A 13,818-nucleotide genomic window follows, 5' to 3' on the forward strand; every position below is an offset into this window, starting at 1 on the left:
GAATGCCCCGCGCCCGCAGTCCAGGGCGCGGGGCATTCTCTTTGGTCCACAGCAGGCAACCGTCGGCGTCGGTCCGGTGGCCTTTCGAGAAGGGCGGTGGTCGTTACCTCATGAAGACTCTTTGGGTGGGGTGACGTTGGTCGGAGTGAAGATTGCCAGGAGCGCACCGATCTCCTGATGCGCTGTGGCTGGGTGACGGAAGTGCTGGGTGGGCTGGACGACGTATCGGGTCCGGCGGCCTTCCCGCACCCGTTGGAGGTAGCCGGCGTCCTCCAGGTCAGCAAGGATGTGCAAAGTTGCTCTGGCCGTGATGCCAACGGTGGCAGCGATGTCCTCGACGAGGGCGCGGGAGTTCGCAGTCACCGCCAAAAGTACATGGCCGTGATTAGTGAGAAATGTCCACGGTGGACGCTGGGCGGGGACCGTGCTCGGGGTCTTCGCCCTGGTGACCGGGTTCTCCATTGCCGTTCTCGTGTTGTCTATTCCGGACATTGGAGTAGTTCTTCCCTTCGACGTATTGGGAGTTGCTTCGAACAAGTTTGCCGGATGCTTTCTGATGGCATCCAGGTGAACGATTCTTACACCTCGGATGGCTCGCGTGGGTAGTTCAAGGGGGGTGACGACGGCAGTAGCGCCCGATTTGCGTACCGCACGGGCCAGGGCCGTCGTCAGGGCAGGGCGTGAACGCCTGAGCGACCAACTGCCGTGCCAGACAACGCGCGTGGAACTGGAGAACCCTGCTGCGTCCAGTATCGGCCGCGCCAAAGCTGCCAGGGATTCGGCTTCACGCAATGCTCGCTGATACATCCTCGCTACGATCGCCGGATCGGCGGTGAACGGCGGTCGCTGGATGGGGACGAAAAAGAGCAACGGAGAGCCTAACTCTGAAGCCACCCCGACTGCGCTATGCGCCAGGACGGTGACATCTGAATCATGGGTGATGACAGCGGCGACGGGACGACACAAAATGAATGCGGCTCCGGTCATCGTACGCCGCCACCCTTAGTCGCTGACTCCGGGTCAACCTCGTCGGTGGGGTCGCGAACGTCTTCATCAGTGTCCTTGCCGGTGCCTCCGGCGTCGACCGAAGACCCGCCGAGCTCCCTCCTGCGCCCCCGCCAGACCGGCTCCAGCTCCGCGTTCTCTTCCTCCGTGGCGACCCGGAAAGGCGGATCCGTCGGTTGGGGGATGGATTTACGTCCCTGCCCTCGGGTCGCGCGCAGGCTGGCGACGACGGAAACCGCGATAATCGTTGCAACCACCGCCAGCGAGAAAGTCGTGGGGATGTAGAACAGATCGATTTTGAGGAGCATCTTGATGCCGACCCAAATCAGCACCAGGGCCAATCCGACCTTCAGATAGATGAAACGGTGGATCATATCCGCCAGCAGGAAGTACATGGCGCGCAGACCCAGTATGGCGAAGGCGTTGGCGGTGAAGACCAGGAACACTTCATCAGTAACCGCGAAGATCGCCGGGATCGAGTCGACGGCGAAAACTACATCGGTGAACTCAATCAATACCAGCACTGCCAGGAGCGGAGTGGCCAGCAGTACACCGTTGCGGCGTACCAGCAGCTTTTGTCCGTGGTACGCCTCGCTCATTGGCACGAAGCGTCGGAACCCGCGCAACACCAGTGACTGTTCGGGGTTCAAATGGTCGTTTCGCTGGCGGATCATCCGATACCCGGTGTAAAGCAGGAATGCGGCAAAAACGTAGAGGATCCAGGCGAAGTTTTGGATCAGCACGGCACCGGCGGCGATGAAGATCCCGCGGAATACAAGTGCGCCCAGCACACCCAGGAACAAGACCCGGTGCTGAAATTCTCGGGGTACGGCAAAGTAGCTGAAAATGATAGCCCAGACGAAGACGTTGTCTACCGAGAGGGATTTTTCAATGAGATACCCGGCGAAATACTGCTGGCCAAACTCAGCACCCCAGTTCATCCAGATCAGCACACCGAAAGAGACCCCGAAGGCCACCCACACACCTGACCAGACAGCTGCCTCTCGAACCCCGATGACGTGAGCCCGCCGGTGAGCTAAAAGGTCGATAGCCAGCATGACAACGATGAAGCCGAGTACCGCAGCCCAAATCCAGAATGGGACATCCATGAAATTCCTCCGATCGAATCGATCGGAGGTCTCTCCCAGCCCTCAAAGGGCTTGTCTGCCGGGCCACCGTGGGGCCGTAATGACGACGGGACTATTAGGGGGTACTCCCCTCCGTGTACTCAACAAGTGAATCACAGTTCATGTTTTGCCGTCAAGGATCATCGTTGTGCAGTCGACTTCTCGACAAAGGGCGGTGAAAGAGAAAAAACCCCCGGATTATCCGGGGGTTTTAGCTGGTGGCTCCGACCGGCGTCGATCCGGTGACCTTTCGATTTTCAGTCGAACGCTCTACCAACTGAGCTACAGAGCCGTGCAACTATCCTACGACAGTCACCGCGGTCAACCAGTCGAAACTGATGAACCTGAGCGACCCTGACGGGACTTGAACCCGCGACCTCCGCCGTGACAGGGCGGCGCGCTAACCAACTGCGCTACAGGGCCTTGCTTTTTTGCAAGAGCTTCAGCCTACCAGCATCTCTGCCGCTTCTTGACCGCCTCGAAGTGCTCCGAAACCAGCCTGCTCTTGCGTACCCCCAACGGGATTCGAACCCGTGCCGCCGCCGTGAAAGGGCGGTGTCCTAGGCCGCTAGACGATGGGGGCCAGGACCACACGAGGCAAGAATTTTCCCCTGCTGTGGACCTATAAAACTATAGGGCCTGTTTGGCGATTCCACAAAACGAACCCGTCGGCGGGCCTGCCCCGACGGTACAGTCGTTGGTGTGCCCATCGAAATGACCCTTGCAGACTTCGAGTCAGCCGTGGATGACGCGATCGACCAGATCCCCGAAGATTTGATGCGCACCATGAACAACGTCGCCATCTTTGTGCGTGAAGAGTACGAGCCGGGCCCCGGCGAGGATCCGGACACCGAACTCCTCGGGCTCTACGAAGGCACCCCATTGACCGAACGGGATTCCTGGTGGGACGCGGGATCCCTCCCGGACAGCATCAGCATCTTCCGGCAGCCGTTGTTGCGGCACTGTGACAGCCGTGAAGAACTCATTGACGAAATCCTGATCACGGTTATCCATGAGGTGGCCCACCATTTCGGGATTGACGACGCGCGGCTGCACGAGCTCGGTTGGGGATAGTCCTGCTCGCACATCCTCGACCCGACAGCGGATACTTGTTTTTATGAACGGGCACGATCACGGATTACCCCAGGGCACGGCGACCGGCAAGCATCGCCGGAAGCTGGTCATCGTCGTCGCAATCACCCTGACGATTGTGCTGGTCCAGGTGGTCGGGGCCATCTGGTCCGGGTCACTCGCCCTGCTCGCCGATGCCGGGCACATGCTGTCCGACGCCACCGGCGTCTCAATTGCCCTCCTCGCTTCCTGGATAGCCACCCGCCCCGCCACCCGGCGAAGTACCTACGGGTACCAGCGGGCAGAGGTCCTGGCGGCACTCGCAAATGCGATCATTCTGGTGGTGATCGCCGTCGTGATCCTGATCGAAGCGCTACGCCGCTTCAACACGAGCCCCGACATCCGTTCCGACATCATGATCATCACGGCTGTGGTTGGTGCCGTCGCCAACCTCGTCTGCCTGCTCATTCTCCGTCGAGGGCAAGCCGAAAGCCTCAACCTCCGCGGCGCGTACCTGGAGGTGCTCGGTGACCTGCTGGGCTCCGTAGCGGTGATCGTTGCCGCCGTCGTGATTGCAACGACCGGCTATCTTCCCGCCGACACCTTCGCGTCGATAGCCATCGCGCTGATGATCCTGCCGCGGGCCTGGAGCCTCCTCAGGGATGTCATCAACGTACTGCTCGAATCGGCGCCGAAGGGTGTGGACTCGGAGATGATTCGCAGTCACATCCTTGGGGTGCACGGCGTCGTCGGCGTCCATGACATTCACGCGTGGACTATCACCTCCGGTGTGCCGGTGTTTTCAGCCCACGTGGTGGTAGACGAAGCCACCCTCAACGCAGACGGCGTGGACCGAGTGCTCGATCGGCTGACCCACTGTCTCCGTAACCATTTCGATACCCAGCATTGCACCTTCCAGATCGAGCCTGCGGAGCACGCCATTCACGAAAGCCGCCAGCACGCTTGAATTTCCAACGCTTTCGCGACACGCCGTGATCAAACGTCATCAAATGACACTCCTGTTGTTTAGGGTACCTGTGTGACTAATGTTGCTAAAGTGACATGCATCCCATTACTGTCGTGACTGTTGTGTAATACGCCGCGCGAAGATTTGGGGAATAGTGCAGTCATCAGGAAAGCGGCGCATGCGCTCCTTTAGAGCAGTCGGTGTCCTCGCCACGACAGTCCTACTCAGTGGTGTTGGCTTGGCTCCGGGAGTGGCCGCCCCCGAGACGAACGCAATCCCCACGGAAGCCGAGATCGCCGACGCGCTGGACAGCACGACGGCGAAAGCCGCATTGGTGGGCGAGATCGAAGGAATCCTCGCCGAAGCCACGGCAAACCTTCAGGATGCACAGACAACGGCGATGCAGTCTCAGGGTGCCTACATTGATGCACTCGCTGCCCTGGACGAGCGACGCGCCACCGCCGTTGCAACCACCGCCCTTGCCGAAGAGGCAGCGCTGACCCACGACGCCGCAGCAGTTGAGGTGGGGCAGTTGGCTGGCGACCTGTATCGGTCGGGCGGCGTTACCCCCGGGATGACGATGCTGCTCAGTGGAGAGAACCCCGACGAGATTATGTCCCGGGCCTCCACCATGTACGGCTTGTCAGCCAACCGGGCCGCAACCTTTACAAACGCACAGACCGCTGCCAAGACGTGGGAAGCACTCCGTCTGGACGCTGCCGCTGCCCGACAGGCGGCAGCAGACGCGGCCGAGACTGCCCAACTAGCCGGGGAAGACAACCAGCGGGCCACAGACGCCGCAGCCCAACTGGTCGAGTCGCGGCAGGCGGAGCGCACCGTTCTGGTTGACCAGCTGGCCTCGCTGCGCAACACCACAGCAGCACTCGAAGAGCAGCGCATTTCAGGGATTGAGGAGCAACAGCGCGAGGAAGAGCTTGCTCGCATCATCGCTGAGTCCGAGCGTGCCGCAGCCGCCGCGGAGACGCAGCGGTCCGAGGGATCGCCATTGGCCGTCCAGCAGGCCGCACCCGCCGCAATTCGCCCACCGGCACCCGCCTCCGAGGCGCCGGCACCTAATCCCACTACGCCAGCGGTAAATCGGCCGAGTCCCTCAGCCCCGGCGCCGTCAACACCGGCACCGGCACCGTTGACACCCGCGCCAACAACACCCGCGCCCGCGCCTGCGCCCGCACCGGCACCCGCACCGGCACCCGCTCCCGCACCGGCACCCGCTCCCGCACCAGCGCCCGTTCCCGCACCGGCACCGGCACCCGCACCAGCGCCCGTTCCCGCGCCGGCACCTGCCCCACCACCCTCAAACGGTGGATCGGTGTCGGCCGCGATCAGCTACGCCATGTCCAAGACTGGTTCCCCACACTTCTACCAGTGGGGCGGTGCAGGACCGCGGGGATTCGATTGCTCGGGACTCGTGCAGCAGGCATTCGCCTCTGCCGGTATCTCCCTGCCACGGGTAGCCACCGCACAATATGCAGCCAGCTCCAACCATGTCCCGCTGGCACAGGCTCAGGCGGGTGACCTGGTGTTCTGGGGATCGCCAGGGAATTTCTACCATGTTGGCATCTACATCGGGAACAACAGGGTAGTGAACGCGCTCAACGAATCGCAGGGAATTCTCGTGACCGATCTGGCGCACATGGGCGGCATGCCGAACCTGTACCCGCTGGTCGCAAGGTTCTAGTTCTTTGTGCCGGGCCTCACCGCCCGGCACAAAGAACTGACGGCATTTGAACTAGCTGGTTGGGGCCACCATCGGCCCGAAGTTCTCCCGGTCAAGCAACCGTGGATCATTGCCATCCGGAACAACCAGCACGGGGCCCTTCGCGTGATGGAGAACACCCTGGCTGGTGGAGCCGAGCAGCATTCCAGCAAACCCGCCACGTCCCCGGGTGCCGACTACCAGCAGCTCGGACGTCCGCGAACTCTCGATCAGCACCTCAACCGGTGGACCGTCGAGCAGCTCTACTGAGATCTCAAGGCTCGGAAAGTGGCTCTGCAGCCACTCCCTTCCTGCGTTCAGCGAGATGCGGATGTCCGCGTGGAGGGCTTCACGGTCCAACGGTGCGGGAACCCAGGCAAGGGATCCGGTGAAGGGCGGCAACGAGCAGACCACCCGCAGTGGCATCCCTCTGGATACGGCCTGCTCCGCGGCAGCAAGCGACGCCATCCGCGCCTGCTCCGAGCCGTCCACTCCCACCACCACAACCTGCTCCACCTGGTCTGCCGTGGGTCCCGGCTCCCCCTTCCCCTTCGGCGGCTCGACTCCCGCTTCAGTGAGCCGACGTGCGGCGCAGAGGGGGATAACGACCGTCGGGCATTTTGCGTGGGCCGGGACCGCGCTGCTGACCGAGCCCAGGAGGCGCCCGACGAAACCTCCTCTGCCACGGGACCCAACGACGATCAGTTCGGCTTCCTCGGACAGCTCCAGGAGGACGCCCGCAGCGTCTCCGGCCTCCACCCGTGGATCAATATCCACGGGGAGTCCCTGGAGACGTTCGACTGCCTGTTTGAGCACCGCCTCCGCACCCTCACGGATGACGGCGTCGTCAATTGTGGCGTACCCGGCATCCATGCTTGAGGCCGCGAACACCGGCACCGTATAGGCGGTGACGACGCTGAGGCGGGTACCTCGACGCGCCGCCTCATGGGCCGCCCAGACCAGGGCGCACTGGCTCTGATCAGAGCCGTCCACCCCCACCACAATGCCGCTGCCGTAGAGACTGTTCACACCATTTTCAGACTGTGCCTTTTCCATGGCCCTGCCTCCCTGCGGTCACAACTACCGGCGCCGGATCAGCGATCCTCGATCGCCGCCAAACTATTTCAAACCTTACTCTTCCGCATAGGACTATTCACCGTGGTCAAAGTTATATAGGCTTCGAGAAATCGTTACTTGAATGAGCCACATTTTGCTCAGGCGTAACGAAATGCGCTTGGTTGACCCGTTCGCAGCCAAGTGTCCGCACAGCCCGGAAGAGGCGCCGGGCTGTGCGGAACTAACCCTTCCCTTTCGGAGGTCTACCCTGTGAGTTCACCGTCGCCCGGAACCGGTGCCTCGCGCTCAGACGTGCACGGCGGTGCGGAGCTCACCACCACGGTCGTCATTGGATCGGGTCTTTCGGGATTGGCTGTGGCCAGCGAACTCAGTCGTCGGGGTATCGAGTCAATCGTTGTGGAATGCATGGACCCGCTCGATACCGGTCAGCTGTCCCGTACGGTGATGACCGACTCGGTGTCCCTATCGGAACGAACAGAGCTGCTTCGGCTGCTGCGCGGTTATGCGAGCAGCCATTCATTGGACATCCGGCACAGCACCATCGCCGAGAATTTGTGCGTGGTGGGCCATTCGAAGTTGTTGCCCACCCCTGTGCTCGGGTCCAAGAAATGGGCGGTCCAAACCGGAAGCGGCGTGCTACTGGCCGACCATGTGGTGCTGACCAAGTACCCGCAGAACCAGTTGCGGCGGTTCCTGCTGTCGCTTGGTCTGGCGGTTGGCAACGACCTCAAGGCTGCAGCGCGGGCGATTGGCCTGCATCTGGTGGGAGTCGGCGAGCTGCTCAGCCCCAGCACCCGAGAAATTGTCAGGCAAGCGAAACTGGTCAGTGCTGCGATTGTTCAGCACCCTCCGCTACGGCTGCCACCGACCCGGGCACTCGGCGCCTAGGCCCTCCCCTGGCCACGCGCCCATCTGGCCACCGACGACGACGGGAGGACCGGAAGTATCCGGTCCTCCCGTCAACAGGCGGTAGCCCTTGGGGATATCGAGAGGGTTAGCCCTTGAGCCCATCAATGAAGTCAGGGTTTTCCTCAAGCCACTGCTCGACGGCTTCAGCCTCTTGGCCCGACCCAAACTCGTTGACAACGAGGTTCTCAAGCTGACCGTACTGGTCGTCGTCCAGCTTGAAGTTGGTCATCATTTCGGCGATCTCGGGGAAGTCCTCGGTGAATCCGGTACGCGCCAACGTGTGCAGTCCTTCTACCGGGCCAAGCGCTGCCTCAGGGTCTTCGAGGTCCTTCAGAGGGAAGGAACTGTTGGCCCAGAACGGCTTCCACAGGGTCACCACGATGTCCTCCTCGGCATCGACGGCGCTTTGCAGCTCCGTCAGCATCGCCGTCGTGGATGACTCAACCAGCTCGTAGTCCTCCTCAAGGCCATACGTTGGCATAACGCTGTCCTTGGTCACCGCCGTCAGGCCGGCTCCTGGTTCGATACCCACGATCCGGCCGTCGAACATGTCGGCGTTCCCGGTCAGGTCCGCGATCGAATCGATATCGGTGTATTCCGGCACGGCGAAAGTCAGTTTGGCGTTGTCGTAGTAGGCGCCAAGATCCTCAATGTCGTCGCCATACTCTTCCATGTACTCGGCGTGCGTCGCTTCGGACCAGCCCGAGGGGTAAACGTCGACATCTCCGTTGGAGAGGCCCGTGTAGAGCGGCGCGGCCTCGCTCAATTCCTGAATCTCGACGTCGATGCCTTCGGCTTCAAGGATGTTCTCCCAGAGGTAGGCGGTGCTCAGCCCGTCGGTCCAGGAGGGGATGATACCCAGCGTGATGGATTGGGCCGCTGCTTCGGATCCCTCGTCGCTTGGGGCATCCGATCCACCGCATGCTGTTGCGCCGAGCGCAACAGTCATCAGTGCAGCAAGTACTCCGACCCGGCGGGTACGTAATTTGTTAGTCATTGATCTTCTTTCCTTATTCATCGGAGGGCGCCTTCTAAACCGGCGCCCGAGGATTGGTTGGAGGGTCAAGATTTTGTGGCGAGCGGAACTGGCTTGTTTTCGGGACGACCGAACAACCGACCCAGGGCGCCGAGAACGCGGCGGTCACGGTCTGATCTACCATCTCCGACGGCAGCAGTGACCCGGTCGAGGAAGATCGCGAGGACCACCACCGACAATCCGGCTTCGAAGCCCAGACCGATATCGAGTTGCGCGATCGAGGAGGTGACGGCACCGCCGAGGCCGCCGGCGCCCACGAGCCCGGCGATGACCGCCATCGAGAGTGCAAGCATGATTACCTGGTTGACGCCGGCCATGATCGTCGGTAGCGCCAAGGGGATCTGGATGCCGCGCAGGATGTGTCCTGGTTTGCTGCCGAACGCATGTCCGGCCTCGACCACCTCGGAATCGACCTGACGGATACCTAGTTCGGTCAGGCGCACTCCCGGCGGCAGGGCGAAGATGACTGTCGCAACCACACCACCGGCGGGACCGATGCTGAACAGCGTCACCACGGGCACCAGCCAGACGAAGGCTGGCATGGTTTGCATCAGGTCCATTACCGGGCGGATCGCGTTACTCACCGCAGCGGATTTCGTTGCCGCGATGCCGAGTGGAATAGCGATCACGAGCGCGATGAAGGTGGCGATGAGGACCAAAGCCAACGTTGTCATCGCGTTTTCCCACTGATCAACGCTGATGATGAAGGCCAAACCCACGAATGACACGACGGCGAACTTCCAGTCCTTCACCAACCAGGCCAGTAGTGATAACAAGGCCACAAGCACGAGGGGCGCCGGGGAGTTCAGTAGGTCAGCCAGTCCGTCGGTGGCACCGAGAACGAGGTCACGTACTGCCTGGAAGAACCCGCCGAGATTGTCGTCGACCCAGTCGAAGACGGTCTCGATCCCTTCGCCGACAGGAATGCGGGGCACAATTTCACCGTCGGTGCGGCTGGTCATCAGGCTCACGCCATTACCTCCTGATCGGGTCCAACATGCTCAACTGTCGCGTTGGGGTCGCCCAGGGCATTGAGGAGCGTAACCCGCGGAATCACACCGCTTAGCCGCCCCCGGTCATCGACGACTGCGAGTGCCACGACACTTTCAGCAGCGGCTGTCATTAGGTCGGCGAGTGGGGTGTCAAGGCGGACCGTCGCCGCGGAGCGAAGCAGTCCGTCAAGATTGTCTGTGCCCTTTGCGACGGCGGCGGCAACGTCGTGCTCATGCACGATCCCGTGCAGGGTCTTGTCCCATCCGACAACCATCAGGCTGGACAGCTGGTGCTCGCGGAGAAGCTTGTGTGCGGCGCGTGGGCCCTGTTCGCTGCCGAGCAGTGCGACGGGCTGCTCCATCACGGCCGATGCGGTGAGCACCCGAGTGCGATCCACGTCCTGCACGAACTTCGCAACGTAGTCGTTGGCAGGGTCGTTGAGGATTTGTTCAGTGGTGCCGATCTGCACAATCCGCCCGTCGCGCATCATCGCTATCCTGTCGCCCAGGCGCATCGCCTCGTTGAGGTCGTGGGTGATGAACAGGATGGTTTTGCCAAGCTGGTGCTGCAGGTCAACCAACTGGTCCTGCATTTCGCGTCGAATGAGCGGATCGAGTGCGCTGAACGCCTCATCCATCAGCATGACGTCGGTCCCGGCTGCAAGAGCCCGTGCCAGACCCACTCTCTGCCGCATCCCGCCGGAGAGTTCTCCCGGAAGTGACCCGCCCCAGCCCTCAAGGCCGACCATCTGCAAGGCCACCTCAGCCTTTTTCTCACGTTCAGACCGGTTCAGCCCCTGCACCTTCAGCCCGTAGGCGGCGTTCTCACCAACTGTGCGGTGGGGAAGGAGCGCGAAATGCTGGAAAACCATGCTGACCTTCTCCCTCCGCACACGCCGGAGGTCCTTGCCCTTCAACCGGGTGATGTCCTCACCGGCGACCTTCATCGTGCCTGCAGTCGGCATCAGAAGGCCGTTCACCATCCTGATCAGCGTCGACTTTCCGGACCCGGACAAGCCCATCACCACGAAGATTTCGCCCTCGGCGACGTCAAAGCTGGCGTCGATAACGGCCGGGGTCAGGTTGTCCTTGCGGAGGTCCTCGCGGCTAGCGCCAGCCCGCATCCGATCGACGGCACGTTCGGGCCTGTGTCCGAAGACCTTATAGACCTCGCGGGCCTCAATGACTGGCACAGTTATCTTGCTCCTCGCTCTACGTTGCTTTTGATTTGCGCAGCCTGCGGCAGCTCAATTTACACTTGCTACGGAACGCTGAATGGCACCACAAGGTGCACTGGCTCAAAGAGGCTAAGGCAAAAAGATTGCTACCCCTCTGCACCGCTACAAAATCGGAAAATAGGTCTGCACATTTGCAGACAACGGACGGGCAACAATTGCCCTAATCCAAATTCGGCGATCACTATCGGCGGTATTGAGTAACCCAATATACCGGTGACAGCTCGTCCCGGACGCGGAAAAACCCCGCCTGGCACCTCAAGACCGACTTCCAGGCACGCTGCTTCAGGGCCGACCCGAACCGTCGGAGGGCGTCCGATCCCGATGAACTCAGGGATTTTTAAAGAAGGAGTAGCCAGCTGATTCATGCCAGCGAATCGATGTTCTTTCGTTATATACGAGGGCGCCCGTTTGCCGACAGCAATGCAAATAGCGACCTAATAAGCTCCGGTAAGAATGATGGCTTTTGCGAATGAATTTTGGCCCTACAACTTCACAGCAGAGCTAAGCGTCGGCGCCTTGACGTAGCTTCTTCCGGGCGGTTACGGCCAGGACCACGGCCAGCGCGATCAGGACCACGACCATCACCACGATGCTCCACGGGAAATCACCCTGTGCAGCCTGCTCTGACTCCTCGATTTCAATTGGCCCCTGGGTGTTGGCAGCGGCGCCCGGGGGCTGCGCGGCCCCGCCTGCCGTCGCGGTGAACGCGAAGCTGCCTTCAATGGGATGGGAATCCGAGGAGACTACCCGCCAGTTCACTGTGTATTCACCCGCTGGCGCATCAGCGCGGAGCGGCTGGCTGGCCACCCGGTCAATGATTGCCACGTCACCTTCGGCCCAATTCTCGCCGTTCGCGTCGAGGACCTCGACCTCCGACCCAATCCCCGACGGCACATTGGAGAAGGTCAACTCCACCACCTCGGGAAGCATCTCGACGCTCGCCCCTGGCTCAGGGGTGCTGCCGGTCATCTCGTCATGGGCATTGGCTGCCGGGGCGGACCCGAGGACAGTCATCAAGGCCACCAGCAACATCGCGGCCAGTAGGGCGGCGACCCTCAGGAACGAATGATCGACGACGGAGCGTGCAGCGGGGTAGGTAGTACTCATGTGTCAACTCTACGTGGCGGGCCTGTCAGCACGCTGGGAGAAGCGGCGCACCCGGCGTCGAGCGGATAGACTCGATCCGCAGACCACACCCCCCACCGTTCGAGGAATGACCATGCTCAAAAAGGGTTCCGTACTGGACCGCTATTTCGAAGTAACCCACCGCGGTAGCACTATGTCCCGGGAGATCCGCGGCGGAGTGGCAACTTTCTTCGCCATGAGCTACATCGTTGTCCTCAACCCGCTGATCCTTGCCGGGGCCGATTCATCGGGCGCCGAGCTGGGCTTCGAACGGGTCGCAGCCGTGACGGCATTGGTCGCAGGAATCCTGACGATCGTGATGGGCGCCTGGGCCAAGTACCCGTTTGCCCTCGCGACCGGCCTCGGCGTCAACGCCTTCGTGGCCATCACCGTCGCCACCAACCCTGAACTCACCTGGCCGCAGGTCATGGGTCTAGTGATGCTGGCCGGCCTCACCATGCTCATCCTGGTTCTCACCGGATTCCGGACCGCAGTATTCAACGCAGTCCCTGAAAGCCTCAAAACCGCGATTGTGGTCGGTATCGGCCTCTTCATCGCGCTCATCGGACTCGTCAATGCTGGGTTCGTCAGGCGGGTGCCGGATGTCGCTCAAACCACAGTGCCAGTGGGCCTCGGTTTCGAAGGCGCGCTGCTGGGCTGGCCCACCCTGGTGTTTGTCTTCGGTCTGATTCTGACCATCGCGTTGGTGGTCCGCAAGGTGCGAGGCGGGATCCTGATCGGTGTCATTGCCTCAACCATTCTCGCCGTCAGCATTGAAGCAGTGGCCGACGTCGGGCCAAGCGTTGGCCCGGACGGCACCAACGCCCAGGGCTGGTCCCTGGTGGTCCCCGAACTTCCGACCGGGGCCTGGGTGGGAGTTCCTGATCTGTCACTGATCGGCAACGTGAGCCTGTTCGGCGCCTTCAGCACCATCGGGGCGACCGCGGCCCTGCTGCTCACGTTCACCATCCTGTTGAGCATCTTCTTCGACGCCATGGGCACCATGGTGGGCCTCGCCAACGAGGCAAAGCTCGTGGACAAGAAGGGCAACATTCCCGGCGTCAACCGGGTCCTGGTGGTCGATGCCCTCGGCGCCGTCGCCGGCGGTGCCGGGTCGGTGTCCTCAAACCAGATCTACGTCGAATCGGGAGCTGGTATCGGTGAAGGCGCCCGCACCGGTATCGCCAACATCGTCACCGGCGTATTGTTCCTGCTGGCGATGTTCTTCACCCCCCTGATCTCCCTGGTGCCGTTCGAAGCCGTGGCGCCGGCGCTCGTCGTCGTTGGGTTCATGATGGTGGCACAGGTAGGCCGCATCGACTGGCAGGACTGGGGGGTTGCGATCCCCGCGTTCCTGACCTTCATCCTGATGCCGTTCACGTACTCGATTGCCAACGGCCTGGGCGCCGGGTTCATTGCCTATGTGCTGGTCCGCACCTTCCAGGGTCGAGCCCGGGAAATTCACCCCCTGATGTGGGTTGTGGCGGGCGCATTTGTGGTGTTTTTCGGTATTGGACCGATCGAACTGGCGCTGGGTCTGCGATAGTCCTGGGC

General features: G+C 61.7%; 12 protein-coding genes and 3 tRNA genes. 5 read left to right on the top strand and 10 right to left on the bottom strand.

Annotated features, from left to right (window positions below; all coding sequences use genetic code 11):
- Window positions 1-108 precede the first annotated feature (108 nt).
- The 5 genes from ACX80T_RS00410 to ACX80T_RS00430 all read right to left on the bottom strand — a co-directional run bounded on the left by ACX80T_RS00410 (window position 109) and on the right by ACX80T_RS00430 (window position 2,715).
- A complete protein-coding gene (locus ACX80T_RS00410; protein ID WP_337459703.1) occupies window positions 109-987 on the bottom strand; it encodes a helix-turn-helix transcriptional regulator in 879 nt (292 codons plus the stop codon).
- Window positions 984-2,114, bottom strand: a complete 1,131-nt coding sequence (locus ACX80T_RS00415) for a TerC family protein (RefSeq protein WP_019483326.1) — start codon at window positions 2,112-2,114, stop codon at window positions 984-986. Before ACX80T_RS00415 ends, ACX80T_RS00410 begins: the two co-directional genes overlap by 4 nt.
- Window positions 2,115-2,348: 234 nt before the next feature.
- A tRNA-Phe gene (locus ACX80T_RS00420) sits at window positions 2,349-2,424 on the bottom strand.
- Between the two features lie 57 nt (window positions 2,425-2,481).
- Window positions 2,482-2,555: transfer RNA gene (locus ACX80T_RS00425), tRNA-Asp, on the bottom strand.
- A gap of 87 nt (window positions 2,556-2,642) precedes the next feature.
- Window positions 2,643-2,715: transfer RNA gene (locus ACX80T_RS00430), tRNA-Glu, on the bottom strand.
- 131 nt (window positions 2,716-2,846) lie between these two features.
- On the opposite strand from ACX80T_RS00430, the gene ACX80T_RS00435 reads away from it, so the two are divergent.
- The 3 genes from ACX80T_RS00435 (at window position 2,847) to ACX80T_RS00445 (ending at window position 5,869) form a co-directional block, all read left to right on the top strand.
- Window positions 2,847-3,206 (top strand): metallopeptidase family protein, encoded by a 360-nt coding sequence (locus ACX80T_RS00435; RefSeq protein ID WP_019483327.1) that lies wholly within the window; start codon window positions 2,847-2,849, stop codon window positions 3,204-3,206.
- Window positions 3,207-3,249: 43 nt separating this feature from the next.
- Window positions 3,250-4,170: a cation diffusion facilitator family transporter gene (locus ACX80T_RS00440; protein ID WP_019483328.1), complete on the top strand. Its 921-nt coding sequence runs from the start codon at window positions 3,250-3,252 to the stop codon at window positions 4,168-4,170.
- 178 nt (window positions 4,171-4,348) lie between these two features.
- Entirely contained in the window at window positions 4,349-5,869 is a 1,521-nt protein-coding gene (locus ACX80T_RS00445) for a C40 family peptidase (RefSeq protein WP_459303500.1), read from the top strand.
- A gap of 51 nt (window positions 5,870-5,920) precedes the next feature.
- Here ACX80T_RS00445 and ACX80T_RS00450 read toward each other — a convergent pair whose 3' ends face one another.
- Window positions 5,921-6,943, bottom strand: coding sequence for a universal stress protein (locus ACX80T_RS00450; protein WP_024477025.1), 1,023 nt, complete (start codon window positions 6,941-6,943; stop codon window positions 5,921-5,923).
- 270 nt (window positions 6,944-7,213) lie between these two features.
- Between ACX80T_RS00450 and ACX80T_RS00455 the strand changes: the two genes are divergently transcribed.
- On the top strand, window positions 7,214-7,852 hold the full coding sequence (locus ACX80T_RS00455; protein ID WP_019483919.1) for an FAD-dependent monooxygenase: 639 nt from the start codon (window positions 7,214-7,216) through the stop codon (window positions 7,850-7,852).
- A gap of 106 nt (window positions 7,853-7,958) precedes the next feature.
- Here the strand turns inward: ACX80T_RS00455 and ACX80T_RS00460 are convergent, their stop codons facing one another.
- The 4 genes from ACX80T_RS00460 to ACX80T_RS00475 all read right to left on the bottom strand — a co-directional run bounded on the left by ACX80T_RS00460 (window position 7,959) and on the right by ACX80T_RS00475 (window position 12,246).
- Window positions 7,959-8,870: a glycine betaine ABC transporter substrate-binding protein gene (locus ACX80T_RS00460; protein ID WP_019483920.1), complete on the bottom strand. Its 912-nt coding sequence runs from the start codon at window positions 8,868-8,870 to the stop codon at window positions 7,959-7,961.
- 65 nt (window positions 8,871-8,935) lie between these two features.
- Complete coding sequence (locus tag ACX80T_RS00465; RefSeq protein ID WP_459303627.1) at window positions 8,936-9,871, bottom strand: ABC transporter permease; 936 nt, start codon at window positions 9,869-9,871, stop codon at window positions 8,936-8,938.
- 5 nt (window positions 9,872-9,876) lie between these two features.
- Window positions 9,877-11,094 (bottom strand): quaternary amine ABC transporter ATP-binding protein, encoded by a 1,218-nt coding sequence (locus ACX80T_RS00470; protein ID WP_019483922.1) that lies wholly within the window; start codon window positions 11,092-11,094, stop codon window positions 9,877-9,879.
- Between the two features lie 546 nt (window positions 11,095-11,640).
- A complete protein-coding gene (locus ACX80T_RS00475) occupies window positions 11,641-12,246 on the bottom strand; it encodes a copper resistance CopC family protein (RefSeq protein WP_019483923.1) in 606 nt (201 codons plus the stop codon).
- 112 nt (window positions 12,247-12,358) lie between these two features.
- Between ACX80T_RS00475 and ACX80T_RS00480 the strand changes: the two genes are divergently transcribed.
- On the top strand, window positions 12,359-13,810 hold the full coding sequence (locus ACX80T_RS00480; protein WP_019483924.1) for an NCS2 family permease: 1,452 nt from the start codon (window positions 12,359-12,361) through the stop codon (window positions 13,808-13,810).
- Window positions 13,811-13,818 lie beyond the last annotated feature (8 nt).

It is taken from the genome of Arthrobacter sp. Sr33 (assembly GCF_054511195.1).